Here is a 26,837-nt window from a genome sequence, read left to right as displayed (position 1 = left end):
CAAACTTGGTAGCGGCAAATGAACACACTCCATTCAGAAGGTTTTGTGGCTCTATCAGGGAAAACCACAGCGTGCACGGCACCCAAACCTAGCTCCTTGATTTTCAACATTTATATTAGCCACCATACTTTTTAGGTATTCAAGAAAACCTTTTTAGTCTTGGAAATCCCCAAGCGGCTTCGTGTCCAATTACACATCCGTTACCCGATGGTTTTACGTACAAAAACCCATCAATACGCCCTATGGCACTCGCGTCCACGGCTTTATGTAGAAACACCTCTACGACTTGCATCGGAGGCCTGCAGACGACGAAGGTCACTACAAACATAACTAGATTGAGACACAAGAAAATGCGACGCACTAAAACTAGCTATTTACTGCGCAACTTGCTGGGCCTGGCTTTGGCCGCCTGCACGCTAAGCAGCCACGCAGCCACAGAGACAAAACGCCCCAATATTTTGCTGATCGTGGCCGATGATCTGGGATATTCAGACATTGGCGCGTTTGGCGGAGAGATTGCCACCCCTAACCTGGACGCCCTGGTCAAAGACGGCGTAGCCTTGACCGACTTTTACGCCTCCCCCTTCTGCTCCCCGACCCGCGCCATGCTGATGTCCGGCGCGGACAACCACCAGGTCGGCTTTGGTGGCATGGCTGAACTGATGACACCCCAGCAACGCGCCCTGCCGGGCTACGAAGGCTTTCTGAGCGACCGTGCCCTGCCCTTTCCCTTGATCCTGCAAGACCATGGCTACCGCACCTATATGACAGGCAAATGGCATTTAGGCGTGACAGAAGAGGTCTCCCCACCCAATCGCGGCTTTGACCAGTCCTACGCCTTGATGCACGGTGGCGCCAGCCACTTTGACCAAAGCGGCATCATCACATTTGATGCCAATAAAGCACCAGTCGCCCTGTACCGTGAGAACGGCAAAGAAGTGCAGTTGCCCAAGGACTTCTACTCCAGCGAGTTTTTTGCCTCGCGCCTGATGTCCTACATAGACGCAGACACGCGCAAGGACCAGCCTTTCTTCGCCTACCTGGCCTTTACCGCGCCGCATTGGCCTTTGCACGCGCCCGAAGAGTACATACGTAAATATGAAGGCCGTTACGACGCAGGCTATGACGTACTGCGTGAAGAGCGTCTGGAACGCATGAAAAAGCTGGGTCTGGTGCCCCAGGATATGCAAGGCTATGTGGGCAATCCTGCCTGGCCACGCTGGAAAGAGCTGAGCCCTGAACAACAACGTGTCGAAAGCAAGCGTATGGCTGTCTACGCCGCCATGGTGGAATCCATGGACGCACAAATCGGCCGCGTGATCGAGCACCTGAAACAAAGCGGCCAGTACGACAACACCGTCGTCATCTTCATGTCTGACAACGGTGCCGACGGCAATACCGTGCTGGATGAAGGTGAAACCCGCGCCTGGGCCCACAAGCATCGCGATAACAGTTACGAAAACACGGGCCGTCCCGGCTCCTTTGTGGAATACGGCCCAGGCTGGGCCCAAGTTGGCTCCACACCCTTTAATCTGTACAAAGCCTTTATGTATGAAGGCGGTATCTCGGTGCCCAGCATCATGCGCGTACCCGGTGGCAAGCGTCAGGGCGAATTTGTGCGCGCTCCGGCCCACGTCACTGACATCGCCCCCACCATTCTGGCCTTGGCCCAGATCGAACAACCCAAGAGCGAGTACCGTGGCCGCCAGGTCATCCCTATGCAAGGTAACTCCATGGTGGATGTGCTGACAGGTCGCAGCGATCAGGTCCATGAAACCTTCCGCCAAGGCTGGGAGCTGAATGGCCGCCGCGCCATGCGCGTGGGTGACTGGAAAATCGTTTACGCCAATGCACCGTGGGGGAAAGACCGCTGGGAATTGTTCAATGTGGTCGAAGACCGCGCCGAGCTCAATGACCTGTCCGAGAAACATCCTGAGAAGCTGAAAGAGCTGATTGCCGAGTACGAGCACTATGCCAAGCGCAACGGTGTGGAAGACTTTGAAGGTCTGGCTTCGCGCCCTGGCTACAGCAACAGCCTGAACTACTACAAGGATCTGGATGAAGTCCTTTAAGCTCCCCCGAGCCAAGGCATTGCTGACGGTATGCGGGCTGCTGACAGCAGCCCCGCTGCCCACAGCGGCAGAAGGCTCCGATACCCCCCTTCCTCCGGTTCCGGCCCACGACTGCCAGGCGTATAGCGGCATACCAGCAGGCTTCGGCCCAGCCAAACAAGGGGTTGCCAATCAGGCCGGTTTAGTCGCCATTGCTGGCGGGCGCTTTCTGATGGGGTCCGACGAAGGCTATCCAGAAGAAAAGCCGGTACACCCCGTGGAGGTCCAGGCCTTTCAGATCGATCAGCACGAAGTCACCAATGCCCAATTCGCGCAATTTGTGGCGGCCACAGGCTATATCACCCAGGCTGAACGGGTGCCGGAATTTCCGCCGCATGTTCAGGTTCCCGAACAGTATCGTCAGCCCGGATCCGCCGTCTTCACGCCACCGGCAGCAACGCATGATCACGATCACCACGAAGGGCACGATCAACCTGCCCCTCCCGGCAATTACAACTGGTGGGTATGGGTGCCGGGTGCCAACTGGCGCCATCCCGGTGGCCCCGACACCAACCTGAATGGCCGGGACAATCATCCGGTCGTCCATATCGCCTACGAGGATGCACTGGCCTACGCCCGCTGGCTAGGGCGCGATCTGCCTACCGAAGAACAATGGGAGTTTGCAGCGCGCGGCGGGCTGGAAGGCGCCACCTACCCTTGGGGCAATACGCCTGAAGTGCGTGGCCGCTTGATGGCCAACACCTGGCAAGGTAACTTCCCCGCCCAAAACCTGCTGCGTGATGGCTACGAAGGCACCGCCCCCGTGGGCTGCTTCCCAGCCAATAACGATGGCCTGTGGGATTCGGTCGGCAATGTCTGGGAATGGACGCGCAGTGCATGGCAGCCCCAGCATCGCCCCCTGACGCCCAAGCCACTTCTTACGGCAATAACGGACACCAAAGGAAACCCGGCAACGGGCGTCATCAAGGGCGGCTCGTTTCTATGCGCAGCCAACTTCTGCGTACGCTATCGCCCAGCCTCACGACAGCCACAGGAAACCACCCTGTCTACCCAGCATGTGGGCTTTCGTACTGCGCTGAATACGCCTGCAAAATAAAACTGGCACCCCTTTTCCACACCCTGACTTTGTTGTCTTGACCAACACATGGGGCTCCGAAAAGGTATAGCTAAAAATCAGCCCTTCTGCCGCTTCTGTAATGAACAACACCCCAATAACTGGGGTGTCGTTCATCTAGCAGCACGAGAGACGATGCCTATAAGGCTCTCCTCGTACATCTGACCATACCTAATCGGCTCGCGCAGCCACACCACTGTCAGACGACAAGGTCACTTCTTTTGCCGCTTCCTCAGCAACCCGATAATCCAGCGTCTCACTAACGCTTTCCCACGCGTTCTGCAAACTATCAAACACACGACAAGCGTGAATCTGCTTGAACAGGCCCATGCGAATCAGCTTGCGATTCACTTTCTCGTTCGCCTCGCACAGCGCCACCATGACATTGCGCCGCTCCAGCTCCGCCAAGACAGTTTCCAAGGCCTGCATGGCCGTCGCATCCACAAAAGGTACGTAATTCAGGCGCAAAACCACGGCCCGAACCGGCTCGGGCACCGTCAGCAAGGAACGATTCACCGCTTCCACACTGGCAAAAAAGTATGGCCCTTCCAGGGTAAGCACCGAGATATCCTGGCGCAGCGCCTGGCTGAAAGACAAATCCAGTGCCCGCTGTAGACGGCGGCCTTCCAGCGCCCGCACCTGCACCCCATCCGAGGTACGCTTGAGCACATACAGCATGGCCAACACCACCCCGATATTGACGGCCACGACCAGATCCGCAAATACCGTCAGCGCAAACGTCACCCACAAAATGAACAAGTCAGCCGGGGGCATGCGACGCTGCAAACGGAGCACCAACTTGGCCTGACTCATATTCCAGGCCACCATGAACAGAATCGCCGCCAGCACAGTCAACGGAATATAGGCCGCCAGCGGGGCCAGCAACAACAAAACCAGCACCAGGAAAATGACATGCACCACACCGGCAATGGGGCTGTCGCCACCATTACGAATATTGGTAGCGGTACGAGCAATGGCCCCGGTCGCCGCAATCCCGCCAAACAAGGGCGAGAGCACGTTGGCAATCCCTTGGCCCACCAATTCCTGATTGGAGTCGTGACGTGAACCTGTCATGGAATCGGCCACCACGGCGGACAGCAAGGACTCGATCGCGCCCAGCATGGCAATGGCAAAAGCAGGCCCGATCAACTCCACGATACGGGTCAGGGTAATGTCTGGCCATTGGAAAGACGGCAAGCCGCTGGGCAAGGCCCCAAAGCTGGAGCCAATCGTGGCCACGGACTCAAACCGGAAAATCGCCTGGATAAGCGTGATGACTACCAAGGCCACCAAAGGGCCAGGCAAACGCGCCAGGCTTGGAATCTTGGGCACAATAATCAGGATGGCTAGCGACAACATCCCCAGCAGCGTGGTGGCCCAATCCAGGGAAGGCAGGTTCTGCAGCAAGAACCAGAGCTTCTCGTGAAAGTGCTGGCCTTCTACGACGGGAAGGCCAAAAAAGTCCCGCCACTGGCCCACCCAGATAATCACCCCAATACCGGCGGTAAAACCCACAATGACCGGATCGGGAATAAAGCGGATGACTGCCCCCAGGCGCAACAGGCCCAGCAACAGCAAAATGACCCCAGCCATCAAGGTGGCAATTTGCAGGCCGGCCACGCCATGCTGGGCGACCACCCCGGACAAGATAACAATGAACGCGCCCGTCGGCCCGGCAATCTGAACCCGGCTGCCACCAAATAAAGAAACCGCCAAACCGGCAATAATGGCGGTATACAAACCCTGCTCGGGCTTGACTCCGGATGCAATGGCAAAGGCCATGGCCAGCGGCAAGGCCACCACCCCCACCACCAAACCAGCCAACAGGTTATTTAGCCAATGTTTTCGCCCCAGGAGCCCGGCTCGACCCGCTTCCAGCAGTGCAATCATCGTGCGTCCTTGTCATGCCCAGCCTGCTCGACACAGATGAGAAACAAGCGGGGCCCAAACTCAAATGAAGCTTTAATGATACTACTGTGTGTCAAATCAACTTCACGTTAGTGATGGCCTTATTTGATGCAACATAAGAATGAAGCATAAAAAAACTCCACCTAAACGAGGTGGAGTTTGATTGCCATACACACGGAATTTAAGGATGGCGGGCGCGCAACAGACGCAAGCTGTTCAACACCACCAGCAAGCTGGCGCCCACGTCGGCAAACACCGCCATCCACATGGTGGCCTGTCCGGTCAGAGCCATCACAAGAAATACTGCCTTGATACCCAAGGCCAGGCTGATGTTCTGCCACAGAACGGCGTGCAAGGCTCGGGACTGACGCATCAGCAAGGCAATCTTGCCCAGGTCATCGTCCATCAAGGCCACATCAGCAGTCTCGATCGCAATATCCGAACCCAAAGCCCCCATGGCGATACCCACATCCGCACGGGCCAAGGCAGGCGCATCATTGATGCCATCGCCCACCATCGCCACCAGACCATTCCCCAGTTTTTCCTCGATACGATCCAGCTTGTCTTGTGGCAGCAACCCCCCTCGGAAATCCTTGATGCCGGCTTGCTGAGCGACATGGCGTACGGCTTGCTCGTGGTCGCCCGAGAGCACCTCCACTTGCACACCCTGCGCTTGCAGGTCGCGGATCGCTTGAGTGGTGGTAGGACGCAGGGTATCCATCATGGCGAACCAGGCAAGCAGACCTTGCTCGTCACCCAGATACACCATGGTGGCACCGCTCTCTACGGCTTGCTGCTCGGCCTGGCTGGACTCCGCCTGGTTCTGACCCAGCACCCAGCTACGCTTGCCCAGACGCAATTGGCCCGTCGAACCCTCTGCCTGCACGCCATTGCCCGCCAAGGCTTCGAATTGATCCAGGCTTAGCAGGCCCGATGCCACACGACCACGTGCAATTGCTTGCGAGGCGGGGTGATCCGAACGCTCGGCCAGAGCTACAGCCATGTCCAGCACGTCGCTATCCGACAGACTTTGACGCAAACTGCCGTATTCGCTCAAGGACGGCTCGCCCAAGGTCAGAGTACCGGTCTTGTCCACCGCCAGATAACGCAATTGACGAGCCCGTTCCAGATACACACCACCTTTAATCAAGATACCGGCACGTGCCGCACTGGCCAGGGCACTGACCACGGCCACCGGGGTGGAAATCACCAGTGCGCAAGGGCACGCAATTACCAGCAGAACCAAAGCACGATACACGGACTCCGACCAGCTCACGCCCCAGATCAGAGGCAAGGCCACGGCCATCAAGGCTGCCGCCGCCACCACCAGCGGGGTGTAAATACGGGAGAACTGATCCACAAAACGCTGAATCGGGGCCTTATTAGCCTGCGCCTCCTGAACCGAGCGCGTGATGCGAGCCAGCAAGGTTTCATCATGAGCAGCCTGGACTTGATAGACCAGCTCGCCCATGCCATTAATGGTGCCAGCAAAAACCTCGTCACCGGGCTCTTTATCCACGGGGGCGCTTTCGCCCGTAATGGGGGCCTGATTAACCGTGCTTTGACCTTGCAGGACGTTACCGTCCAGGCCGAAACGCTCGCCGGGGGCGACACGCACTTGCCAGCCAGCCTGAACCTGATTGGCGGGTACACGTTGCCAGTCCTTGCCGTCGGCACTGACCAGAACCTCATCCGGCACCAGCTTGAGCAGACTATCCACCGCATTGCGGGCACGGTCCAGGGAACGAGCTTCGATCCACTCAGCCAGGCTGAACAGGGACATCACCATGGCGGCTTCAGGCCATTGGGCCAGGATCACCGCCCCCGTGACGGCAATACTCATCAAGGCATTAATGTTGAGCTGACCATTACGCAGCGCAATCCAGCCTTTCTTGTAGACCTGCACACCACCGGACAGAATCGCAGCCACAGCCAGAACAATTACCAGCCATTCGGGGGCCGCCAGCCAATGGCTGATCTCGGCAGCCAAAGCCAATACCACGGCACCGGCAATACGAATCAGGCCCTGCTTGGGCGATACCTGCTTCACAGGCTCTTCATCGGCCATGCGAGGCTCAAAACCCAGGCCACGCAAGGCACCCAGCACTTTATCGCGAGCACCATCCACGTGGTCCACGGTCAAGACGCGCTGCATCAGGTCAAAGCCCAGGTTCTGCACCTGATCCAGCTTTTTCAGGCCGGAGCGGATCATGTTTTCTTCCGCCGGGCAATCCATGTCGGCAATATGCACGACCAGACGCGTGGAGGTACTGGTGGCCAAAGCTACCGATGGGCCAATGGCAGGCGCCGAGCAGCATGCCCCTTCATGAGCGTGCGCTGTTTGTTCTGTATGGCTGTGATCGTGATCATGGCTATGCTTGTGGCTATGATCGCCCGCCGCATGGTCATGGGAATGCCCAGTCTGGCAGGCCGATGTTGCGCACTGCCCCACACTAGGCTTGGAAGTATTGTTCACTGATGTCATAGCAATTCCTCGCTGCTTGCATGGGACCAGTAGAAAGCCTAAAGTAACTACAAGGTCAAGCCTATTGGAGGCAACGCAATGAAAATTGGCGAGCTGGCTGAAAAAAGCCACTGCAACACGGAAACCATCCGCTATTACGAGAAGGTCGGGCTGCTGCCCGAACCGGAACGCAGCGAGGGCAACTACCGCCTCTATCGCACTATTCACCTGGAACGGCTACGTTTTATTCGCAACTGCCGCAGCCTGGATATGACACACGAGGAAATTCGCGGCCTGTTGGCATTTATGGACGGCCCGGCGCAAGACTGCGCCCCGGTCAACGATTTGCTGGATGAGCACATCGAGCATGTAGCCGTGCGCATTGCGGAACTGGAACACCTGCAAAAACAACTGATTGAATTGCGCCATCGCTGCGGACAGGCTGGTGGCCTGGAGCATTGCGGCATCTTGCAAGGTTTGGTGAATATGGAGCCGGATCAAGTCCCGGCTCCCAGTACTCATCTGGGCTAAGGCCCTATGGCGTGGTGCTTAGCCACGCACCCGCCCTGCCGCCCACATTCCGACCAGCATCGCGACCAGAAACAGCACGGCCAAAGGTGCGCCCGAGGCGGCCAGCACAATGGCCGGCCCAGGGCAAAAGCCGGCCACGCCCCAGCCTGCACCAAAAATCAAAGCCCCCAATATCAAAGGACGGTCTATTTGACGTTGCTTAGGCAGATTCATGGGCTGGCCAGTCACAAAAGCACAAGGGCGACGACGCGCCAGGGTGAAGGGCACAATCGCCACCGCAATGGCCGCCACCATTACCAAAGCCAAGGACGGGTCCCAGGCCCCGGCCAGATCCAGAAACGCCAGCACCTTGCCAGGATTGGCCAAGCCGGAAATCAACAAGCCCAAGCCAAAAATCAGGCCGGAAATTAAAGCGATGAAATACTGCATGCGGACTCCTTAGAACAAATGGCGCAGCACAAACACGGTCAAAAAACCGCTGGCCATGAAAGCGAGCGTCGCCACCAAAGAACGAGGCGACAGGCGCGACAAACCGCACACACCATGCCCGCTGGTGCAACCTGAACCCAGACGGGTACCAAAACCCACCAGCAAACCGGCCACGACCACCCACATCCAGGGCTGCGGCTGTACGGCTGGTACGCTTTCCCCGACCATGCGATACAGCCAGGGTGCCGCCGCCAAACCCAACAAAGCCATCCAGCGCCAGCCCTTGTCCCCCGACTCCCCGCTCCAGGTGCCCGACAGCAAGCCGGATATACCAAACACCCGGCCATTGAACAGCACCAGAATAGATGCTGCCAAACCCACCAAAGCGCCTCCCAACAAGGCGCTCCACGGTGTAAACGAAGCCCAGTCAATTGTGATCATCAGTGCCTCCTGGGGCGCAAAAGATTCCATATAAAGTCTGCATAACGGCCAGCACCGCCGGGTTTTCCAGGCGGTAATAGACGTATTTGCCTTCTTTGCGGCTGGCAATCAGCTCTTCACGCCGCAAAACCGTTAATTGCTGCGATAAAGTAGGCTGAGCAATGCCGCTGCGCTGCGCCAACTCTCCCACATTGCATTCACCCTGCACCAAAGTGCAGAGAATCATCAGGCGGTCGGGGTTGGCTAGGCTGCCCAGCAAGCTGCTGGCTCGGCCTGCTACTTGTCGTAGTGCTTCCGTTTCTGTTTGATCCATGTCGTTCTACAAAAATACAATATATATTATTATATAATATCTTTTCATATTTTATAAGCAACAAGAGGTCTGATATGTTCCAAGCCCAGGTCGCCAGCTTCTTTCACACTGACACCTCCACGTTCACCTACGTGGTCTATGCCTCAGGCCAACGCGAATGCGCCATCATCGACTCGGTGCTGGACTATGACGCCGCCTCTGGCCGCAGCAGCACTGTCTCGGCTCAAAAGGTCGTGGACTTTGTGCGCCAGCATCAACTGGACGTGCAATGGATTCTGGAAACTCACGCCCATGCCGACCATCTGTCCGCTGCGGTCTGGTTGCAAGAACAAGTGGGCGGCAAAATCGCCATTGGTGAACACATCAAGCACGTGCAATCCACGTTCAGCCGCATCTTTAATATAGAGGCCGAAATTCAGGCCAACGGCACGCCTTTTGATGCGCTGTTCAAGGATCAGGAGCATTTCCAGATCGGTGCCATTCAGGTGCAAGCCCTGCACGTGCCCGGCCACACGCCGGCCGATATGGCCTATCACGTGCAAGGGCTGGGCGTTTTTGTAGGCGACACCTTGTTCTTGCCCGATGTCGGCACAGCCCGTTGCGACTTTCCGGGTGGCAGCGCCAGCCAACTGTATGAATCCATCCAGCGCCTGCTGGCCTTGCCCGCAGACACCGTCTTGTTCATGTGCCACGACTATCCGCCTGAAGGACGAGAACCTCAGTTCCAGTGCACCGTTCAAGAACAAAAAGACAGCAACATCCATGTACACGACGGCATCAGCCAGGAACAATTTTGCCAGCGCCGCACAGCACGCGATCAAACCCTGAGCATGCCGCGCCTGATTCTGCCTTCCATCCAGGTCAATATCCGGGCAGGCCACTTTCCCGAACCAGAAAGCAATGGTCAGGTCTATCTGAAAATGCCCGTCAATCAACTCTGAATACGTCGGGTCTTTTACGCCTGAACAGGAACAAGCACCGACACAAAAACACGTTTAAGCCCCAGCCTGCGTATACTGCCTTTTTCTGCAACCCGAACTTCAGAAGGAAGTAACAGGCATGACTTACATGGCCATCAAACACTTGCACATGACAGCCGCCGGGCTGAGCATCTTGTTTTTTATTATTCGAGCCTTCTGGTCGGTAAGCGGCTCATCCTGTCTGCAAAATCGCTTTGTGCGCATTGCCCCGCATGTGATCGATACAGTCTTGCTGGTCTGTGGTCTGGCACTGGCCGGCATGCTCGGCGCAGCGGCCAACCAACCCTGGCTCATCACCAAAATTGTGCTGCTGGTGGTTTATATCGTGGTAGGCAGCTATGCCATCAAACGCGGTAAAACCCCCTTTAGCCGAGGCGTAGCCGCGCTGGTCGCGATTGCCATCTTTGCCTATATCATGGGTGTGGCACTGAACCGCAGCCCAGCCTCCTGGTTCGTGTAAACGCACTAAGCAGTACATAGAAAAGCCCCTGGCTGTAGGAGAGTCGCTCCACAGCCAGGGGCTTTTTACTGTCTCGTCTTACCAAACGCCTAGCCAGCGTTGTACCAGCAAACTGCTGACAGCAACCGCAACCCAGACTCCCAGCCCCAGCAAGGCAGGCCGCGCACCAGCTCGAGCCATTACCCTTAAGTCCGAGCACAAACCAATCGCAGCCAGGGCCAGCACCATCAGGAACTCGGCCAGAAACCGCAGCGGCTCCAACCACTCCACCGGCACCCAACCCAGCGAACGCATGGCCGAGGCCACCATGAACCAGACAATGAACCAAGGAAACACCCGCATCAGGTCAAAATCCCGACCCGCCTGACGCGAACGCCACATTTCCAGGCCAGCCAGAATCAGGCAGATAGGAATAATCAAGGTGGCACGCGTCAATTTCACGATAGTGGCGTGGTCACCAGCCTGACGGCTGTAGCTATACCCGGCCGCCACCACCGAGGACGTATCGTTGATGGCGGTTCCCGCCCATACCCCAAAACCGGCGTCCGACATGTTCATCATGTGACCGGCCAGGGGAAAAATCAGCACCGCCACAATATTGAAGATAAAAATGGTGGAAATTGCCAGTGCAGTTTCATGCTCTTCGGGCTTGAGAATCGGCGTGACCGCCGCAATCGCCGAGCCACCGCAAATCGCCGTCCCTACCCCGATCAGGGTGCGCAGCTTGGAAGGAATGCCCAAGGCCCGGCCCAGCAGCAATGCCGTCACGAACGCCACCGTCAGCGTCACCAGGGTTACAGCCAGTGAATCCATGCCGGTGCGCATCACTTGCGGCAGGCTCAAACCAAAACCCAGACCAATAATCGACCACTGCAACAGCACTTTGGACGAAAAGCGCAAACCAGGCTGAAACACTGGAGCCACACCCATGCTGTTACGCAGTACCATCCCCAGGACAATCGCAAAAACAGGGCCACCAATCAACGGCCACAATTTTCCCAGGCCCATGGCGGCAACACCCACGGCCACCGCCAATAAAAACCCCCACCAACGCGACGGCTTCAAAGAAAAACCCGATTTGCCCGACGCCTTCAGGGCGGTGCTTGCGGCTGGTAAGTCGGTCACACTGCTCATCTCGTCATTCCAAGTATGTAATAAATAAAAGTAATTTTAGGTTGACCCCCGGTATTAAAAAATTCATTATTACTTATCGTAAGTATCAATTTTATTTATTATGAATGCGATCAGCATCAGACAACTAGAAGTGTTTGTCGGTATTGCCACTTTAGGCACGGTGCGCGCGTGTGCAGCCAACATTCACTTGTCCCAACCTGCCGCCAGCATGGCTTTGGCCGAACTGGAAAAGCAACTGGATTGCCCCTTGTTTGAACGCACGCCAGGGCGCATGCTGCTGACCAGCCGTGGCAAACAATTACTGCCGCACGCGCGCGAAATTCTGGAGCGTCTGCGGGAGATGCAAAGCCAGCAGGACGAACGCGAGCTACGTGGCGAAATCCGTATCGGAGCCAGCAATACGGTTGGCAATTACCTGATCGGGGACTTGGTGGGGCCGTTTGTACGCCAGCACCCGCGCGTGTCCCTGCATGTGTCGGTGGACAACACGGCCAACATCATCAACCAGTTGCTGGAGCACAGTTGCGATATTGCTTGCGTGGAAGGCCCGGTCAACCATCCGCAACTGGAAACCTGGATCTGGCGCGACGATGCGCTGGTGGTCTGCGCCGCCCCCGATCATCCGCTGGTCACCCAAGCCACGTTGGAAAAAAAGGACTTTGCGGGCATGAGTTGGATCATGCGCGAACGTGGCTCGGCCTCCCGCGCGCTGACTGAACAAGCCCTGAATGTGCTGCCCAGTGGACATGTGCTAATGGAGCTGGGCCAGGTGGAGGCGATCAAGCAGGCCGTCATCGCCGGGCTGGGTCTGGCCTGCCTGCCACAAGCGGCCACCCTGGATGCGGTTGCCAATCAGCGACTACGCATCCTGAATACCCCCTTTCTGGATTTAAAGCGCCGCTTGTCGCTGGTGCTGCACAAGGAACGCTACCGCAGCCAGGTGTTAAGCGCCTTTGCGGAACATCTGCACAGCCCGGACTCTGGTTCAAGCACATCGGAAAATTGACGCAAGTTTGCATTCTTGAAAGGGTTAAGACTCGCAGCAATGGTATCCTTGCTGCAGTGCAGCATAAACAGAAGGGATCATAAGTCCTGTTCTCCTGCCCACCTCTTGAACCGAGTGATGCCATGAATACTGTTCCTACGCCACAAGCGCAAGATGTTCCCGCTTTTGCCCGCCCCTCTTATTTGCCACCCTACGAAACCGTAGCCCTGGTACTGCAAGGCGGTGGGGCGTTGGGGGCCTACCAAGCCGGCGTGTATGAAGGTTTGCTGGAAGCAGGTATCGAGCCTGATTGCTTGTCCGGCATCTCTATTGGAGCCTTGAACACCGCGATTATTGCAGGCAATCCCCCCGAACGACAGGTAGAACGCCTGCGGGAATTCTGGAACACCATTTGCGAACCCTACTTTGGTTGGTCAGGCCCGGCCTGCCTGGAGCGCGCCCTCTTTGGCATTAACGATGTCATGCGCGAGGCCATCAGCGCCTTCAATGCCAGCAACGCCCTGGTCTTGGGGCAGCGCGGCTTTTTCCGCCCCCGCTTCCCCCCACCCATGCAAGCCACACCGGGCGTTCCCGAAGGGGCCAGCTATTACGACACCAGCGCGCTGAAAGACACGCTGGAGCGTTTGTGCGACTTTGATCGCATTAACGACAAACGCCAGCGCATCTCGGTAGGCGCGGTCAACGTGGGCACGGGCAACTTTGTGTACTTTGACAACCATCGCACCACATTACGGGCCGAACACTTCATGGCCTCGGGCGCCCTGCCCCCAGCGTTCGCCCCTGTGGAAATTGATGGTCAGTATTACTGGGACGGTGGCCTGGTGTCCAACACGCCGCTGTCTTATGTGCTGGATCAGTCCCCTCGCCGGGACACCCTGGTGTTTCAAGTGGACTTGTGGAGTGCGCGTGGCCCGGTGCCCAATAATATGGGCGAAGTCAGTGACCGTCTGAACGAGATCCGCTACTCCAGCCGTACACGTATGGTGACCGAAGACATGCGCCATTCGCAGTACATGCGCCATATCTTGTCGGAGCTGCTTGCCCTGATCCCCGAAGATCAACGCAAAGACCTGCTGCCTTGCCGTCTGGCCGAAGAGCTGGCCAGCAACAAACGCTACAACGTGGTGCACCTGATTTATCGCAACCAGCCCTACGAGCAACATTACAAGGATTATCAGTTTGGCCGCATGACCATGCGTGAACACTGGCGCAGTGGCCTGGATGATATTCGCCAGACGCTGATCCACCGGGACAAGCTGAATATGCCTGAAAACCTGGCCGGCTTTACCACCTACGACGTACACCGCGACGAAATCGAAAAACGGCTGGCCAACAACGGCAAGTAAGCCAGCCTGTGCTCGGACTTAGCGGCGGCTCAAGACCATCGCGCCGCTAAGTACAAAGGCCGTCCCCAGCAATTGCATGAGCGTAATCGGTTCCCCCAGAAACCAGTTCGCCAGAAACAAGACCGAGACCGGGCCAATCAATCCCATTTGCGCACTCATGGGTGCGCCAATACGCTCCACGGCCCACATCGTCATGAAGGTGGGCAAGACCGTATTACAAACCGCGTGGATCATGGACAGACCATAAACAGGGGCGGGCTGTACCAAACCCTGCCAGCCAAGCACGGCAAAAAAATGGATCAGGGTATAGACCGCCGAGAAAGACATGGCATAGGCTACCAGCCGTGTAGAGCCAATCGCTTTGAGCAACTCGCCGGAGCCAATCAAGTAAATGGCATAGGAAATGGCCGAGCCCAGCACACAAAGCGCGCCCAGCAATACATCATCCCCCGTCAGGCTCAAGTCTTGTATAAAAACCAGCCCTACCCCCAGATAAGCCAGCGCCAGAGCCAGCCATTGCTTAGGCAAAATCCGTCGTTTCAGAAAAACGGCGGAGAACATCAGCACAAAAGTGGGGGACAAAAACAGAATCAAGCGTTCCAGTCCTGCCGAAATATATTCAAGACCAATGAAGTCCAGCAAACTGGCCAGGTAATAGCCCAGAAAACCCAATACCACCAGCTCCAGCTTCTGACGTCCGGTCAGCGCCGCCAACTTGCCCTGACGTACCTTCTTTACCTGCCATAGCGCGATGGCCAAAAAGAAAGGCAGCGACAAAAGCATTCGGAAACCAATAACAGTCAAGGCGTTGACATCGTATTGGTAGGTCAGCTTGGCAACGACCGCCTTGGCCGAGAAAAGAATAGAGCCGCCCCCCGACAGCGCCAGCCCAATTAAAAAGGAACTGCGTTGCGCACCGGGGCTTTGACTAGCTTGCATGGGGATTGATCACTTTGCAGGGCAACATTGTCAGCGCATTGGCTGCTGGCCCAGGCGAAAAAAGAGTCAGTAAGGACAATAAGCTATCGATTCTACTCTTTGCCTTCGACGTCGGCCATGCTGACCCTGCCGACAGGGTCGGCAATGGCGCAATATAGTACGTCGCCCTCCCCATAACCATGCGCCACAGTTGAACGGGTGTGAAACGGACTCACTCAATAAAGACAAGGACTTAGGCTACTCACTCCTGAATGCAGCTCAAAAACCCAAGAACTTTTAAGTCTCTCCCATGAAAATTTGCACACTTTGCAAAATACATGCTATATTCTTTTTCTCTGGTCCCCGATAGCTCAGTCGGTAGAGCGACGGACTGTTAATCCGCAGGTCCCAGGTTCGAGCCCTGGTCGGGGAGCCAAGAAAACCGTTGAAATCAGCCCATGGCATATGCTTTGGGCTGATTTTTTTTGTCCGTGCAAAACGCATCTCCCCTCCACGCACAAACGGCGCCATTAACATTTGGACAAACAAAACCCCTTAGCCAAAAAAAGACAGCGGGACCACATGTTAGTGCAGCCCCGCTGTGGCTCTTTTCCCCTGACCTAGCTCCTGCCCGGAACGATGCCGCCGCTGCTAACGCACTACGTCGCCCCAGGACTGGCAGAATCAGTCAGAAAGATCAGAAACGGTGCGTCATACCCACCGTGGCAACTGTGCTCTTCAAGTCGTTGTAGTAGCCGATGTTGCGTGCATAAGAGCCAATGGCGTACAGATTGGTGCGCTTGGACAGGTTGTACAAGTAGCCTGCACTGAACACATGCTGAGTCTTGGCATCATCGGTACTGCGCGGCGTGGAACGTGGATCAGCCATCGTCCAGGAAGCCAAAACCGAACCAGCCTTGCCGGTCGGTACGGTCACACCCAGCGCGTAGGAGTTGACCTTCAGGTCTTTATGCAGGCCGGGACCAAACTGTTCAGTTTGCAGCGAGCCACCGATATAACCATTACGGCTTTGACCAAAGGCAGCATGCACCGTGGCAAAGCTGAATTGGTAGCTGGCCGCCAGGCTCCAGGCGCTGACAGTGCCACTATCAGCCGCAACCAGATTGCCGCCTTGCTCACGGGCCGAACCATAACGGGCCTGATCAAAACTCAAGGCCGCCTTCAACGGACCATCGCTATAGCGCATGGCGACGCTAAAGGCTTTGACATTCGCCTCGTCGCTGTTGATGGCATTGCCCGTTAAACCGCTGCGATCCCACTTTTGAGTACCATTGGTATTGAACGAATAGCCAGCGCCGAACTGGAAGCCGGAGAACTCGGGACTTTGGTAGGCAAGCATATTGTCATAACGAACCGTATTGGCGGCGTTAAATGCGGCACCGACACCATACTGGTAGCCGTTACCACCAAAGGGACTGGCCACACCGGCAACGTACAAGGAAGTGACGGTGGTTTGACGGCCCAGATCCACACGCCCCCAGGAATCCCCACTCAAGCCAATCGTCGCTTGACGTCCAAACAAGCGGCCTTGACGCATATTGCCAGTGCTCAAGTCAAAGCCGCTTTCCAGCACAAAGTTGGCTTTCAGGCCGCCACCCAAATCCTCGCTGCCCTTCAGACCCCAGCGATTCCCCATCCAACCCTGGTCATACAGACCAAAACGGCTTTGTTTGACTTCGCCGCCATTCAGGTCGCTCCCTTTCCACCGCTCATACCCCAGGCCAGTATCCACCACACCGTACAAAGTCACGTTCGATGCAGCATAGGCGGGAGCCGCCAACACAGGCATCAACAAGGCTGCCAAGATAGTTTTTTTCATGTTCTCTGTTCTCTGTAAACGTCTGAATGCCGGATTTCTTGTTTTGTCCGGCTCTTGATCCAGTGCTGGGCCCCTGTGCCTGAAAAGTTGATTTCCCCGCATCAAGTTCCCGCACCCCTCCTGTTTCTTGAAGCAAAGCGGCTCAACAGATCAGCCCTGAAATGGAAAGAAAGGGCATTTATAGTTGAAGCACATATACTGCAAGCATTTATATTTCAGACATAAACAATATTGATGTCAACAAACTGGAGGCAGCGTATTTTCTGGGTTTCATACGCATTTTCCCTAGTTTTTCACCCATAGAGAATTCAGCAAAAAACAGGCAAAACGGACGTAGAGCCAATAAACAACCGGCCTGCAACCATTTGCTACAAACCAGGACGGCAAACCTTCTTGACCAGACGGTATGTTCCCAGGGAAAAAATCAGGATTTACGCCTATTGCCAAATCCACATCCAGTTTTTCGCCTATGAAAATACATTTCTTATAAAATACCTCTTGACGATTCCGATAGTCTTACTCTATAATTTTTTTCTTTGCTGGTCCCCGATAGCTCAGTCGGTAGAGCGACGGACTGTTAATCCGCAGGTCCCAGGTTCGAGCCCTGGTCGGGGAGCCAAAAATATCAAAGCCCAGCTACGCAAGTAGCTGGGCTTTTCTACGTCCACCGCCCTGAAAAAGCCGCTTGAGCCCCCAAGAAGCCTGGACAGCGAGATCACGGCGACACATCAGATACAGTTGTGCTGATCACTGCAAGCGACTGCGATCGTAGTGCATGTCGGTACCTTTACAAATCCCTCACGGTAAGGTTTCTCGTGAAGCGCACAAATAAATGAGTCCTGGACACGCGAGAACTAGCGATAATGCACCATTCCACTGTCAGCCCCAGCAGTTCTTGTTCAGACCTGCCGATTATTTCGCTGTTCGCGCCTTTATATGCTTGATACTCTCTTCCCCTTTTTAGGGGGACTTGGTCTTTTCCTGATTGGCATGATGCTGCTGTCCGAAGGACTGGTGGCGTTTGCAGGCGGCTCTCTCAAGCAGATTCTGCTGGCCTTTACCGGCAGACCGATCAAGGCCTTTGCTTCAGGCGCACTGATTACGGCCCTGGCCCAATCCTCTACCGCCACGACCGTCACGCTGATCGGCTTTGTCAGTGCGGGACTGATTTCGTTTACACAAGCCATTGGTGTGGTCATCGGTGCCAGCCTGGGTAATACAGCGACCGGCTGGATCGTCTCCGGCCTGGGGCTAAAAGTAGACCTGGGGTTTTATACCCTGCCACTCCTTGGTTTGGGTGCTCTGCTCAAACTGCTGGCCCCCGGTCGCTACAAAGAACTTGGCCGTGCGCTGGCAGGTTTTGGCACCCTGTTTCTGGGACTGAGCATGTTGCAAGACGGCATGCAAGGACTGGCAGCCAGTTTCAGCCTGGCTCATCTGCCTACGGAAGGCTACGGCGCTCATTTTCTGATCATGTTGACCGGCCTGGCCCTGACCGCCGTGCTGCAATCGTCAACGGCTGCCATTGCCATGACCTTGACCGCCCTGGATGCCGGAGCTGTCAGCTTTGATCAGGCCGCCGCCGTTGTCGTGGGTGCCTCCATCGGTACCACCCTGACCGGCATCCTGGTCGCCATCGGTGGCACTATCTACGCCAAGCGCACGGCCATCGCCTACATCCTGTTCAACGTCCTTGCCGGTCTCTTGGGGCTACTGATCCTTCCTGTGTTTCTGAAAGCCATGTACGCCACCGGCTCCTATATCAACATTCCACCCGGCGCACTGGGCTTGGCCGCATTCCACAGCTTGTTCATCGGCCTGGGTGCTGCCTTGTGCCTGCCCTTTACCCAGCAGTTTGCCCGTTGGGTACAACGTCTGGTGCCAGATCGCGCTGCCCGCCCCCAACACCACCTGGACGACAGCTTGCTGCAAGTGCCGGCCCTGGCCCTGGAAACCGCACAACGCACCCTGGAGGAGCTGGCGCAGCGCCTCCTGAATCTGTATCAGCACAACCTGAACATGAGCCGTCCCGACACCGCTACCGCCGACTTACAACAAATCGAAAGCGTGCTGGATCAAGCCTACGAATTTGTACTGCGCATCCCCAGCGCAGCCGATGATCCTGCCGTTGCCTCCCGCATCAGCGCGCTCTTGCACACCATTGATCACATGCATCGCCTACGCAGCCGCCTGCACAATCCTCCTGACACCGATCTGCAGGACAGTCGTTACCAACAGGCCCAAACCTTGGCCACCGAACTCAATACCCTGGCCCAGGAAAGCCTGCACGGACAAGCCCCTGCCGATTGGCTCGAGCAAATACAAGCCAAAGCCCATACCCTGACAGAACGCTTGAGCGCCACTCGCGTTCAGCTTCTGACCGCCCCACAAGGCCATGACGACGCCTCTCGCACCCTACGTATCACGGACACCCTGCGCTGGTTTGAACGCAGCAGCCAACACGTCTGGCGCAGCAGCTATTACTTGAACCTGGCCCGTCAAACGGAGCGGTAAGCCAGAAAGCCCCGGTTCCACCAAGGCCACGCCGCTGCCCGCAAGCAGACATGCTCCACCTGATGCTTCGCACCTAAAGCAGCCGTTGCAGCCCTTCTGATATGAAAGAGCCTTTGTTTCAAGGCTGACGAAAACCCTGCAAACAGATACCAAGATTCACGCCAACCGTCAGGATTCCCCCTTACAATCGGCTCAAATTCACGCTAATGGAAAAACTCCATGTCCACCCGGCCAAATTTACAATTTCGTACTTTTTTGCTTTTACTGGCCGCTGTCTCCGCTGCCTTTATCTGGATACTTCTTCCCTTTTACGGCGCCATCTTCTGGGGTGCCGTTCTGGCCATTTTGTTTACGCCTTTGCAACGCAAGCTGCTGGCCAAAACAAAAGGCCGGCGTTCACTGTCTGCCCTGATCAGTTTGCTGGTCATTGTGTTGATCGTCATTATTCCGGTCATCCTGATCTCCATGTCATTGGTTCAACAAATCGCCTCTCTGTACGAGTTGATGAATAGCGGCCAGTTGAACCCCGGTGCATATTTGCAGAAGATCCTCAATGCCCTGCCCCCAAGCGTGCATGACTTTGCCGCCCGTTTCGGCCTGCATGACACCGCCTCCCTGCAAGAGAAGTTTTCCCAGTTTGCCGTACAAGGTGGCCAGTTCCTGACCAAACAAGCCCTGAACGTAGGCCAGAACACCTTCCAGTTCCTGGTCAGCCTGGGCATCATGCTGTACATGTTGTTCTTCCTGCTGCGTGATGGCGTGGAACTGGGCCGTCACTACCGCCAACTGATTCCCTTGAGCGAGAACCAGAAAACCCACCTGTTTCGTAAATTCACCACCGTGGTGCGTGCCACCGTCAAAGGCAATATTGCCGTGGCGGCCACTCAAGGTGCGCTGGGCGGGATCATGTTCTGGTTCCTGGGCATTCAGGGCGCCTTGTTCTGGGGGGTGCTGATGGCCGTCCTGTCCTTGTTGCCCGCTGTGGGTGCCTCGCTGATCTGGGCTCCCGTTGCCATCTATTTCTTTGTCTCGGGCCACTACGTCCCCGGCATTATCCTGACGGCCTTCGGTATATTGGTCATTGGCCTGGTCGATAACCTGCTGCGCCCCTTATTGGTGGGTAAAGACACCAAGATCCCAGACTACGTGATCCTGATCTCCACCCTGGGCGGTTTGTCGATTTTCGGCCTGAACGGCTTTGTGATTGGCCCGTTGATCGCCGCCATGTTCATTGCCTGCTGGGATCTGTTCCCCTCGGCTATCAGCGCCCGCGTTGAAGCTGAAGAACAGGATAATCACAGCAACTAACTTCCAGGCACGCCGTTCAAGGCATACGCTGGTCCAGCCTGTTGATCAAGTGATAGGGCGTGATATCTGGACACACAAAAAAGGGCTGGTTCCACCTTCTCAGGTGGAACCAGCCCCTTTACGTAGGGCAGCAGATTTACACCACGACCACCGGCAAAAACAAAATCCAGATATTGACCGCCACAGCCAGGAACCACACCAGCGAACGCAAGCTGGCTTTGTCCATTATGTACATCAACAAATACAACACGCGCAGCGCAATCCAGGCAATCATCAGGTTTTGCACGCGCAAGGCATCCGCCCCCGACCACAAGGCCAGCAACACCGCCGCATAAAAGAATGGCAGAGCTTCAAAGGCATTGGCCTGCGCCGCATTAGCCCGAGAACGCCAGCCTGATAAACTGGCCAGCCACGGACGAGGCTCATGATTCGTAAAACCCGCCGCACCGGCTTTAGCACAAATCGCTGCCAACCAAGGCAAGAAAGCCGCTACCACCAAACTGATCTTGATCCCCAGCATCATCGTCCCCTTAACAGGCTGAAAACGCTCAACATAGCATGCCAAGCCCTCAATGCGAGCGAAGAATTTACAAACCCGAAAAAAACAGGATATACTTATTGTCTTAGGTTAGCCGATGTAGCTCAGTCGGTAGAGCAGCTCATTCGTAATGAGAAGGTCGAGGGTTCAATTCCTTTCATCGGCACCAGCTAATCTACAACCATTGAAACCCAAAAAACAATTAATAAAATCAATGGTTTGACCTCCTTAAGCCGGAAGCCTACACCGTTTTTGATTCTCCCTTTATGGGGCAAAAACAGCACGCTTACTTCTGAAACAACACCTTCTGAAAGAACACGCATTTTGCCGTTCGCCCCCTTAGAGGGGGGAGCGGCACTTGGACTTGGGAAGAAAAAAAGTGTACCCGCAGCCGGATCTCTTTGACGATGTCAAAAACACCTTAAAGACACGGGTACTCGCCTGAACAGCTTATTCAGTAGCGCCAATCGCCTTGATGCCCTCGGCCGCGCAGGTGGCATCAATATCCCCAGAGGGGGCACCACCTACACCAATACCAGCCACCAGTGCCTGATCAAACTTGATGGGTAGCCCACCTCCCTGAATAACCATGCGCGCATCCATATCTCGCAAACCGTTATTGGCCGGTTTGCTGGCAATAAATTCGGCCAGACCTGCTGTACTACGGCCCATGGCTGCCGAGGTGAAGGCTTTGCCTTGCGCACTGCTGACAGTATGCGGGCCCGAGTTATCGGCTTTAAGCAACACTTTGGTAGCCCCATCACGTGCCACCACAGCCACGCTGACGTTATGGCCTTGGGCGGCACACGTTTTCAGCGCAACCTGAGCGGCCTGGGCAGCCAATTCCAGCGGCAAGTAAGGCGCACTGGGTAGGGACACTGCGGCAGAAGCCACGATAGGCGCAAACAAGAAGGCGGCGACAGACAATGTACGAATCATGTGATTTCCTTTCCAGGTTAAGAACGAACAAGCACAGCTTACTGCTCCCGAAATCTGGAAAATATTCGTAGTCCTCGCACCCATCTACGTAGTTATACCGAGCGAGTCTTTTTCACTCTCACTTCGTCCCGTTGCTTTCAAGCCATAGACGGGTAAGTTCCGCCTGGGATGTCGTGCCCAACTTGGCACCAATAGAAACACGGTGGGCATCAACGGTGCGAGGTGAAAGACCAAGAGCGTCCGCAATCTGCCGGGTCGTAAAGCCTTGGGCCACCAATTCCAGTATCTGACGCTCACGCGGAGTCAACGACGCCAACAAGTGCAGAGTTTCCGCTTGCTGTGCCTGTTCCCGCAAATGGCGATCAAGTACGTCCTGTCCTTTTTGTATGGCGTCGATCAGATCCTGCTCGTCAATCGGTTTGGACAAAAAATCCACCGCACCATTTCGGAAAGCACGACGACAGGCTTCGATATCGCCATGCCCGGAGATCACAATCGTCGGCCAATCAATACCGCGATCGCGCAATTGCTCCTGCAACTTCAAGCCCGAGACGACCGGCATACGGATATCAAGAATCAGGCAACCGGGTGAAAGCCTGGACACCTGAGCCAGAAATGCCTGAGGATCCTTAAACTCAATCACAGGAATATCGACGGTAGACAGAAGCAAACTCAAGGCACGACGTACCGCCGCGTCATCGTCAAGCAAGTAAACGGGATACATCACCCAGCAGACTCCATAGGTTCGCGCTTGAGCGGCAGAATAATCCGGAACGTCGTCTCGGGCGCACCATCGAGTAGAAACACCTCACCATGAGCACGCTCTATCAAGCGTTGGCTTAATGCCAAACCAAGTCCCGTCCCATCAGGCCGACTGGTCGTAAAAGGCGTAAACAAGCTGTCCTTGAGCTCAGGCAACACGCCAGGGCCGTTGTCACAGACATCAACAATCAGTTGTGCCTCAGTTTTTTTAAGGCCTACCGTCACGTAGCCGGCCTCTTGACGGGCAACCGCATCCAGGCCGTTACGCACAAGATTGAAAACAACCTGTTCTATTTCAACGGGATCCGCTTCGACAAGGACTGGATCAGGAGGCATCTCGAACGTCAGCCTTGTCTGGCTTATGGCAGCCTGTGATGCCAATAGAGCGCGCACATTGAGCAGGGCGTCGCGAATATCAAACGGGACGACACACAGCGCCTGTGGCCGCGACCAGTTGCGAAACCGCTCCAAAATGGCTGATGCCCGCTTGGCTTGTGCAACCGTTTCATCAAGCACTGGCATCAAAGGCGTCTTGCTTGCCTGAGCCAAAATCCGTCGACTCGCTTGCGCCTGCGCCAATATAGCGGTCAAAGGCTGTGTCAATTCATGCGCCAGCCCGCTAGCCATCTCCCCCAACGCATTGACGCGCGATGCGTGTGCCAGGCGAGACTCCAAGGCGCTTAATCGCGCCTGCTCAAGCGCCATGCGGGTACGCCAACGCTGACGCCAGGCGGCCAAAGCCACCAGATAAACCGCACTCAGCAACAACAACACCAACGTCGTGTCAAGCAAAGGGAAAAAATCCCCAGGCCCCAGCGCCATTCCCGTCGCAAGCATCAAGGGTTGTGAGCGGCTGGCCAGCACTTTGGAAAACCGGACCTCTGCGTCTGACACGGGAAGATCCACCAATCGATCGCCATCCGGCAGGGACAAGCGCAAAAACACCCCCGGCGTCGACCAGAAATGGTTGGCTTCGGCCAACAATTTGCTGGCATCAATCCGCAGCATCAAACCATAGCGCGCATCGGCGGTATTCGGACTTCGCTTGGCCAATAAATAAAAGCCGGGGTGTTGTGGATCCGCCATCAGGACCATTTGTCCCGCCGACGCCAACACCGACTCACGCAGCAAGGCGGCCACCTCGGGTGACAACACGCCAAGCCCGACTGGCTCTTTGTCCACCGCCAGCGGAACCAGTTGTATATCCTCGATACGCGGGTAAAAATGCGCGATTGTCGCGGCCACCTCAAGAAACAAGGTGTGCCGCGTATCCTCCGTGGCGTTGGCAACCGCAGACAAGGCCGTCAGATGGGCATCATGCTGATCGGCCCGTTGCGAGGCCAATCTGTAAAGCACATTACTTTCGGTCTCCAGGATGCTGATCAAGGATTGATATCGCCAAGCCGCCAAAGCACAGGCGGCAAGCACGACTAACAAGCCCCACACGGCAAGTGCGCGAACCGCAAAACGGGAATGTAAAGGACGCAGCGGTGCCATAAGCGAAGCTCAATAATCCTTGAGAACCAGTCTATGTAAGGCCAAAAAGGCCAGTGTACCCACGATGCCCGTCGGTGAGCTGCCCACAAAATATCTCAAAAAGGCAAAGGCATGCGACGACATTACTATTTTTTGCATATAAAACGCATAGCTGCTAGTACATATTCGATGTATTTGCCTGCTGATTTTTTCACGACAATACGCCAAACAGCGAGTAACACAGCAACATCTTGGTGGAGAAAAAAATGCGAACTCAGGTAGCTATTATCGGAGCGGGCCCGTCCGGTTTGCTGCTGGGACAAATTCTGTCCCGAAATGGTATCGACAACATCATTCTTGAACGTCAAACGGGAGACTACGTTCTGGGCCGCATTCGGGCCGGCGTGCTGGAAAGCGTCACCGTCGATGCCCTGGAGCAGGCCGGCGTCACCGACAACCTGAAAAAAAATGGCCTGGTACACAATGGCTGTGAACTGGTGTTTGGCGACACCTCGTTTCGAGTCGATTTTGAAAAACTGGTCAATCGCCATGTCGTGGTCTATGGCCAGACCGAAGTCACCCGCGACCTGATGCAGGCACGTGAAAAGATCGGTGCGACCACCGTTTATGAAGCCCAAGAGGTGGCCTTGCATGCGGTAGACAGCAGTCATCCCTATGTCACCTATCAGCACGAAGGGCAGGCACACCGTCTGGACTGTGACTTCATCGTGGGCTGTGACGGCTTTCATGGTGTATCACGTCCCGCCATTCCGGCCGATATCCTGAAAACCTACGAATGTGTGTATCCCTTTGGTTGGTTGGGCCTGATGGCAGATACCCCCCCGGTCTCCGACGAACTGATCTATGTAAAGCATGAGCGCGGCTTTGTGCTGTGCAGCCAACGCTCCAAAACACGCAGCCGCTACTATCTTCAAGTGCCCCTGAGTGACAAGGTGGAAGACTGGTCCGATGAGCGTTTCTGGGACGAACTACGTACTCGTCTGGGGCCTGAACGTTCTGCCAACCTGGTCACCGGCCCCAGCATTGAAAAAAGCATTGCGCCTTTGCGCAGCTTCGTGACCGAACCCATGCGCCATCACAACCTGTTCCTGGCAGGTGATGCAGCTCATATTGTGCCTCCCACCGGCGCCAAGGGCCTGAACCTGGCGGCCAGTGATGTCCTGTATCTCTCGGAAGCGCTGCTGGACTTCTACCAGAACCAGTGCCGCGACAAAATAGAGAGCTACTCGGATCGTTGTCTGAAACGCATCTGGGGTGCCGAACGTTTCTCCTGGTACATGACCCGGATGATGCACACTTTCCCGGACATGAATCATTGGGATCACAAGCTTCAGGCGGCCGAATTTAATCAACTGATGAACTCCGAGCATGGCGCCCGCCTGCTTGCCGAGAACTATGTTGGTCTTCCCTACTAACAAAAAACATCAAAATCAATCGTAACCAGGAGACGGATATGGCTTACCACAGGCCAACAACACAAGGCCTCACACGCCACGCTCTCAAAACGGCTCGCCTGCTGACATTGGTTGGCCTGGGAAGCGTGTGTTTTTCGACCGGCGCTGCCGCCGAGCAAGTAAAGACGCTGGGGCAGAAAACCTACGAGAAAACCTGTATCTACTGTCACGAGGCGGGAATCGGCCCGGAACTGAAAGGCCGGCAGCTTCCGCCCGAGTTCTTTGCCATCATTGTGCGCAGCGGCCTAAGAGCCATGCCCGCCTTTCCACAGACCCATATCAGCGATGCCACCCTCAAGGAGCTCGGTCAGTATCTGTCCACCGCCCCGGCCCAGGTGCCCGCCAGCGCCAGCGGCCACTAAGGAGCCTGGCATGAACATTCAACGTCGCCAGGTGCTCAAAGGCATGGTACTGACAGGATCAGCCTTGGGCAGCCTGAGTTCATCCGTCACCACCTGGGCCAGCCCTGTACAGCAAGAGCCACCCCTGCATGTCATCCTGACGCCGGGCCAATGCGCGTCGGCATTTCTCAGTGGCGTACAGGCTTACCAGCCCGCGTCAGCCCCCCAAGTGTTATACACCAGCACCGATTTGTCCTTTCTGCGCCAGTGGCAAACCTTGCTGGACCAGGCAGGACCGAAAAAAATCCTGGGGCTGGTTGATGATGCCAGCGCCACCATTGTGATTGATCTGCTACGCAGCGCCCAAGGCCGTCTGCATTGGCAAGCCCACCACGCACAACTCAGCACTCAGGACAGCCAAAGTCTGGGCGCTGCCTTGGCCGGGGCCACGCCCAGACAATCTGCCATTCAAAACACACACTACGTAAACGGCCATCACGTGTCGTTCATGCTCGAAATTTAAGGAGG

Annotated in this window: 24 protein-coding genes and 3 tRNA genes; 15 read left to right on the top strand and 12 right to left on the bottom strand. The window is 55.9% G+C overall.

Going from position 1 to position 26,837, the window contains the following annotated elements; all coding sequences use genetic code 11:
- Window positions 1-350: 350 nt before the first annotated feature.
- Window positions 351-2,072, top strand: a complete 1,722-nt coding sequence (locus ACDI13_RS14610) for an arylsulfatase (RefSeq protein ID WP_316989887.1) — start codon at window positions 351-353, stop codon at window positions 2,070-2,072.
- The gene (locus tag ACDI13_RS14605; protein WP_316989886.1) at window positions 2,059-3,168 is read left to right on the top strand and encodes a formylglycine-generating enzyme family protein; all 1,110 of its coding nucleotides are present in this window, start codon (window positions 2,059-2,061) and stop codon (window positions 3,166-3,168) included. Before ACDI13_RS14610 ends, ACDI13_RS14605 begins: the two co-directional genes overlap by 14 nt.
- A gap of 189 nt (window positions 3,169-3,357) precedes the next feature.
- Here the strand turns inward: ACDI13_RS14605 and ACDI13_RS14600 are convergent, their stop codons facing one another.
- Together ACDI13_RS14600 and ACDI13_RS14595 are read right to left on the bottom strand one after the other, a co-directional pair.
- Complete coding sequence (locus ACDI13_RS14600; RefSeq protein WP_316989885.1) at window positions 3,358-5,076, bottom strand: SulP family inorganic anion transporter; 1,719 nt, start codon at window positions 5,074-5,076, stop codon at window positions 3,358-3,360.
- A gap of 199 nt (window positions 5,077-5,275) precedes the next feature.
- A complete protein-coding gene (locus ACDI13_RS14595; protein WP_316989884.1) occupies window positions 5,276-7,579 on the bottom strand; it encodes a cation-translocating P-type ATPase in 2,304 nt (767 codons plus the stop codon).
- A 78-nt stretch (window positions 7,580-7,657) separates the two neighbouring features.
- On the opposite strand from ACDI13_RS14595, the gene cadR reads away from it, so the two are divergent.
- On the top strand, window positions 7,658-8,089 hold the full coding sequence (gene cadR / locus ACDI13_RS14590) for a Cd(II)/Pb(II)-responsive transcriptional regulator (protein ID WP_316989883.1): 432 nt from the start codon (window positions 7,658-7,660) through the stop codon (window positions 8,087-8,089).
- Between the two features lie 18 nt (window positions 8,090-8,107).
- On the opposite strand, the gene ACDI13_RS14585 is transcribed toward cadR, so the two are convergent.
- The 3 genes from ACDI13_RS14585 to ACDI13_RS14575 are packed head-to-tail and all read right to left on the bottom strand — an operon-like array spanning window position 8,108 to window position 9,272.
- The gene (locus ACDI13_RS14585; protein WP_316989882.1) at window positions 8,108-8,518 is read right to left on the bottom strand and encodes a DUF6691 family protein; all 411 of its coding nucleotides are present in this window, start codon (window positions 8,516-8,518) and stop codon (window positions 8,108-8,110) included.
- 9 nt (window positions 8,519-8,527) lie between these two features.
- Window positions 8,528-8,959: a YeeE/YedE family protein gene (locus ACDI13_RS14580; protein ID WP_316989881.1), complete on the bottom strand. Its 432-nt coding sequence runs from the start codon at window positions 8,957-8,959 to the stop codon at window positions 8,528-8,530.
- A complete protein-coding gene (locus tag ACDI13_RS14575) occupies window positions 8,946-9,272 on the bottom strand; it encodes a metalloregulator ArsR/SmtB family transcription factor (RefSeq protein ID WP_316989880.1) in 327 nt (108 codons plus the stop codon). The genes ACDI13_RS14580 and ACDI13_RS14575 overlap by 14 nt, the downstream gene beginning before the upstream one ends.
- 74 nt (window positions 9,273-9,346) lie before the next feature.
- On the opposite strand from ACDI13_RS14575, the gene ACDI13_RS14570 reads away from it, so the two are divergent.
- Together ACDI13_RS14570 and ACDI13_RS14565 are read left to right on the top strand one after the other, a co-directional pair.
- A complete protein-coding gene (locus ACDI13_RS14570) occupies window positions 9,347-10,213 on the top strand; it encodes an MBL fold metallo-hydrolase (protein ID WP_316989879.1) in 867 nt (288 codons plus the stop codon).
- Window positions 10,214-10,331: 118 nt separating this feature from the next.
- Window positions 10,332-10,712, top strand: coding sequence for a SirB2 family protein (locus tag ACDI13_RS14565; RefSeq protein WP_316989878.1), 381 nt, complete (start codon window positions 10,332-10,334; stop codon window positions 10,710-10,712).
- Window positions 10,713-10,790: 78 nt separating this feature from the next.
- Here ACDI13_RS14565 and ACDI13_RS14560 read toward each other — a convergent pair whose 3' ends face one another.
- A complete protein-coding gene (locus ACDI13_RS14560; protein ID WP_316989877.1) occupies window positions 10,791-11,846 on the bottom strand; it encodes a YeiH family protein in 1,056 nt (351 codons plus the stop codon).
- Window positions 11,847-11,946: 100 nt separating this feature from the next.
- Between ACDI13_RS14560 and ACDI13_RS14555 the strand changes: the two genes are divergently transcribed.
- Both ACDI13_RS14555 and ACDI13_RS14550 read left to right on the top strand, forming a co-directional pair.
- Complete coding sequence (locus ACDI13_RS14555) at window positions 11,947-12,852, top strand: LysR substrate-binding domain-containing protein (protein ID WP_316989876.1); 906 nt, start codon at window positions 11,947-11,949, stop codon at window positions 12,850-12,852.
- A gap of 122 nt (window positions 12,853-12,974) precedes the next feature.
- Window positions 12,975-14,198: a patatin-like phospholipase family protein gene (locus ACDI13_RS14550; RefSeq protein ID WP_316989875.1), complete on the top strand. Its 1,224-nt coding sequence runs from the start codon at window positions 12,975-12,977 to the stop codon at window positions 14,196-14,198.
- 18 nt (window positions 14,199-14,216) lie between these two features.
- On the opposite strand, the gene ACDI13_RS14545 is transcribed toward ACDI13_RS14550, so the two are convergent.
- Window positions 14,217-15,137 carry a DMT family transporter gene (locus ACDI13_RS14545; protein ID WP_316989874.1) on the bottom strand — a complete coding sequence of 307 codons (921 nt, stop codon included), beginning with the start codon at window positions 15,135-15,137 and terminating at the stop codon, window positions 14,217-14,219.
- Window positions 15,138-15,476: 339 nt separating this feature from the next.
- Here ACDI13_RS14545 and ACDI13_RS14540 point away from each other — a divergent pair.
- Window positions 15,477-15,552, top strand: a tRNA-Asn gene (locus tag ACDI13_RS14540).
- Window positions 15,553-15,813: 261 nt separating this feature from the next.
- Here the strand turns inward: ACDI13_RS14540 and ACDI13_RS14535 are convergent.
- Window positions 15,814-16,956, bottom strand: a complete 1,143-nt coding sequence (locus tag ACDI13_RS14535; protein WP_316989873.1) for a porin — start codon at window positions 16,954-16,956, stop codon at window positions 15,814-15,816.
- A gap of 543 nt (window positions 16,957-17,499) precedes the next feature.
- On the opposite strand from ACDI13_RS14535, the gene ACDI13_RS14530 reads away from it, so the two are divergent.
- The 3 genes from ACDI13_RS14530 to ACDI13_RS14520 all read left to right on the top strand — a co-directional run bounded on the left by ACDI13_RS14530 (window position 17,500) and on the right by ACDI13_RS14520 (window position 20,778).
- Window positions 17,500-17,575: transfer RNA gene (locus tag ACDI13_RS14530), tRNA-Asn, on the top strand.
- 371 nt (window positions 17,576-17,946) lie between these two features.
- Window positions 17,947-19,470 carry a Na/Pi cotransporter family protein gene (locus tag ACDI13_RS14525; RefSeq protein WP_372372497.1) on the top strand — a complete coding sequence of 508 codons (1,524 nt, stop codon included), beginning with the start codon at window positions 17,947-17,949 and terminating at the stop codon, window positions 19,468-19,470.
- Window positions 19,471-19,689: 219 nt separating this feature from the next.
- Window positions 19,690-20,778 (top strand): AI-2E family transporter, encoded by a 1,089-nt coding sequence (locus tag ACDI13_RS14520; RefSeq protein ID WP_316989871.1) that lies wholly within the window; start codon window positions 19,690-19,692, stop codon window positions 20,776-20,778.
- A 136-nt stretch (window positions 20,779-20,914) separates the two neighbouring features.
- Here the strand turns inward: ACDI13_RS14520 and ACDI13_RS14515 are convergent, their stop codons facing one another.
- Window positions 20,915-21,298, bottom strand: a complete 384-nt coding sequence (locus ACDI13_RS14515) for an MAPEG family protein (protein WP_316989972.1) — start codon at window positions 21,296-21,298, stop codon at window positions 20,915-20,917.
- 111 nt (window positions 21,299-21,409) lie between these two features.
- Between ACDI13_RS14515 and ACDI13_RS14510 the strand changes: the two genes are divergently transcribed.
- Window positions 21,410-21,485: transfer RNA gene (locus ACDI13_RS14510), tRNA-Thr, on the top strand.
- Window positions 21,486-21,766: 281 nt separating this feature from the next.
- On the opposite strand, the gene ACDI13_RS14505 is transcribed toward ACDI13_RS14510, so the two are convergent.
- The 3 genes from ACDI13_RS14505 to ACDI13_RS14495 all read right to left on the bottom strand — a co-directional run bounded on the left by ACDI13_RS14505 (window position 21,767) and on the right by ACDI13_RS14495 (window position 24,514).
- Window positions 21,767-22,255, bottom strand: coding sequence for a heme-binding protein (locus ACDI13_RS14505; protein WP_316989870.1), 489 nt, complete (start codon window positions 22,253-22,255; stop codon window positions 21,767-21,769).
- Between the two features lie 118 nt (window positions 22,256-22,373).
- Window positions 22,374-22,979 carry a response regulator gene (locus tag ACDI13_RS14500; RefSeq protein ID WP_316989971.1) on the bottom strand — a complete coding sequence of 202 codons (606 nt, stop codon included), beginning with the start codon at window positions 22,977-22,979 and terminating at the stop codon, window positions 22,374-22,376.
- On the bottom strand, window positions 22,979-24,514 hold the full coding sequence (locus tag ACDI13_RS14495; RefSeq protein ID WP_316989869.1) for a HAMP domain-containing sensor histidine kinase: 1,536 nt from the start codon (window positions 24,512-24,514) through the stop codon (window positions 22,979-22,981). Before ACDI13_RS14495 ends, ACDI13_RS14500 begins: the two co-directional genes overlap by 1 nt.
- Before the next feature lie 245 nt (window positions 24,515-24,759).
- Here ACDI13_RS14495 and pobA point away from each other — a divergent pair, with 245 nt between their 5' ends.
- Genes pobA through ACDI13_RS14480 form a run of 3 tightly spaced genes read left to right on the top strand, consistent with a single transcriptional unit; the run spans window position 24,760 to window position 26,832 of the window.
- Window positions 24,760-25,929 (top strand): 4-hydroxybenzoate 3-monooxygenase, encoded by a 1,170-nt coding sequence (pobA, locus tag ACDI13_RS14490; protein ID WP_316989868.1) that lies wholly within the window; start codon window positions 24,760-24,762, stop codon window positions 25,927-25,929.
- A 38-nt stretch (window positions 25,930-25,967) separates the two neighbouring features.
- Window positions 25,968-26,330, top strand: a complete 363-nt coding sequence (locus tag ACDI13_RS14485; protein WP_316989867.1) for a cytochrome c — start codon at window positions 25,968-25,970, stop codon at window positions 26,328-26,330.
- A 10-nt stretch (window positions 26,331-26,340) separates the two neighbouring features.
- The gene (locus ACDI13_RS14480) at window positions 26,341-26,832 is read left to right on the top strand and encodes a hypothetical protein (RefSeq protein WP_316989866.1); all 492 of its coding nucleotides are present in this window, start codon (window positions 26,341-26,343) and stop codon (window positions 26,830-26,832) included.
- Window positions 26,833-26,837: the final 5 nt, after the last annotated feature.

This window comes from Alcaligenes faecalis (assembly GCF_041521385.1).
Taxonomy (GTDB): Bacteria; Pseudomonadota; Gammaproteobacteria; order Burkholderiales; family Burkholderiaceae_B; genus Alcaligenes; species Alcaligenes faecalis_E.
The sequence above is the reverse complement of the archived record's forward strand: the minus strand, read 5'-3'. Positions and strand labels throughout refer to the sequence as shown.

What these genes read in the sequence shown, in the direction of transcription:
- ACDI13_RS14515 (WP_316989972.1), bottom strand. Translation starts at nt 21,298, where the DNA reads ATGCTGGGGATCAAGATCAGTTTGGTGGTAGCGGCTTTCTTGCCTTGG.
- ACDI13_RS14535 (WP_316989873.1), bottom strand. Translation starts at nt 16,956, where the DNA reads ATGAAAAAAACTATCTTGGCAGCCTTGTTGATGCCTGTGTTGGCGGCT.
- ACDI13_RS14550 (WP_316989875.1), top strand. Translation starts at nt 12,975, where the DNA reads ATGAATACTGTTCCTACGCCACAAGCGCAAGATGTTCCCGCTTTTGCC.
- ACDI13_RS14570 (WP_316989879.1), top strand. Translation starts at nt 9,347, where the DNA reads ATGTTCCAAGCCCAGGTCGCCAGCTTCTTTCACACTGACACCTCCACG.
- cadR (WP_316989883.1), top strand. Translation starts at nt 7,658, where the DNA reads ATGAAAATTGGCGAGCTGGCTGAAAAAAGCCACTGCAACACGGAAACC.
- ACDI13_RS14525 (WP_372372497.1), top strand. Translation starts at nt 17,947, where the DNA reads ATGATGCTGCTGTCCGAAGGACTGGTGGCGTTTGCAGGCGGCTCTCTC.
- ACDI13_RS14610 (WP_316989887.1), top strand. Translation starts at nt 351, where the DNA reads ATGCGACGCACTAAAACTAGCTATTTACTGCGCAACTTGCTGGGCCTG.
- ACDI13_RS14485 (WP_316989867.1), top strand. Translation starts at nt 25,968, where the DNA reads ATGGCTTACCACAGGCCAACAACACAAGGCCTCACACGCCACGCTCTC.
- ACDI13_RS14605 (WP_316989886.1), top strand. Translation starts at nt 2,059, where the DNA reads ATGAAGTCCTTTAAGCTCCCCCGAGCCAAGGCATTGCTGACGGTATGC.
- ACDI13_RS14595 (WP_316989884.1), bottom strand. Translation starts at nt 7,579, where the DNA reads ATGACATCAGTGAACAATACTTCCAAGCCTAGTGTGGGGCAGTGCGCA.
- ACDI13_RS14575 (WP_316989880.1), bottom strand. Translation starts at nt 9,272, where the DNA reads ATGGATCAAACAGAAACGGAAGCACTACGACAAGTAGCAGGCCGAGCC.
- ACDI13_RS14495 (WP_316989869.1), bottom strand. Translation starts at nt 24,514, where the DNA reads ATGGCACCGCTGCGTCCTTTACATTCCCGTTTTGCGGTTCGCGCACTT.
- pobA (WP_316989868.1), top strand. Translation starts at nt 24,760, where the DNA reads ATGCGAACTCAGGTAGCTATTATCGGAGCGGGCCCGTCCGGTTTGCTG.
- ACDI13_RS14545 (WP_316989874.1), bottom strand. Translation starts at nt 15,137, where the DNA reads ATGCAAGCTAGTCAAAGCCCCGGTGCGCAACGCAGTTCCTTTTTAATT.
- ACDI13_RS14600 (WP_316989885.1), bottom strand. Translation starts at nt 5,076, where the DNA reads ATGATTGCACTGCTGGAAGCGGGTCGAGCCGGGCTCCTGGGGCGAAAA.
- ACDI13_RS14565 (WP_316989878.1), top strand. Translation starts at nt 10,332, where the DNA reads ATGACTTACATGGCCATCAAACACTTGCACATGACAGCCGCCGGGCTG.
- ACDI13_RS14585 (WP_316989882.1), bottom strand. Translation starts at nt 8,518, where the DNA reads ATGCAGTATTTCATCGCTTTAATTTCCGGCCTGATTTTTGGCTTGGGC.
- ACDI13_RS14520 (WP_316989871.1), top strand. Translation starts at nt 19,690, where the DNA reads ATGTCCACCCGGCCAAATTTACAATTTCGTACTTTTTTGCTTTTACTG.
- ACDI13_RS14560 (WP_316989877.1), bottom strand. Translation starts at nt 11,846, where the DNA reads ATGAGCAGTGTGACCGACTTACCAGCCGCAAGCACCGCCCTGAAGGCG.
- ACDI13_RS14580 (WP_316989881.1), bottom strand. Translation starts at nt 8,959, where the DNA reads ATGATCACAATTGACTGGGCTTCGTTTACACCGTGGAGCGCCTTGTTG.
- ACDI13_RS14505 (WP_316989870.1), bottom strand. Translation starts at nt 22,255, where the DNA reads ATGATTCGTACATTGTCTGTCGCCGCCTTCTTGTTTGCGCCTATCGTG.
- ACDI13_RS14480 (WP_316989866.1), top strand. Translation starts at nt 26,341, where the DNA reads ATGAACATTCAACGTCGCCAGGTGCTCAAAGGCATGGTACTGACAGGA.
- ACDI13_RS14555 (WP_316989876.1), top strand. Translation starts at nt 11,947, where the DNA reads ATGAATGCGATCAGCATCAGACAACTAGAAGTGTTTGTCGGTATTGCC.
- ACDI13_RS14500 (WP_316989971.1), bottom strand. Translation starts at nt 22,979, where the DNA reads ATGTATCCCGTTTACTTGCTTGACGATGACGCGGCGGTACGTCGTGCC.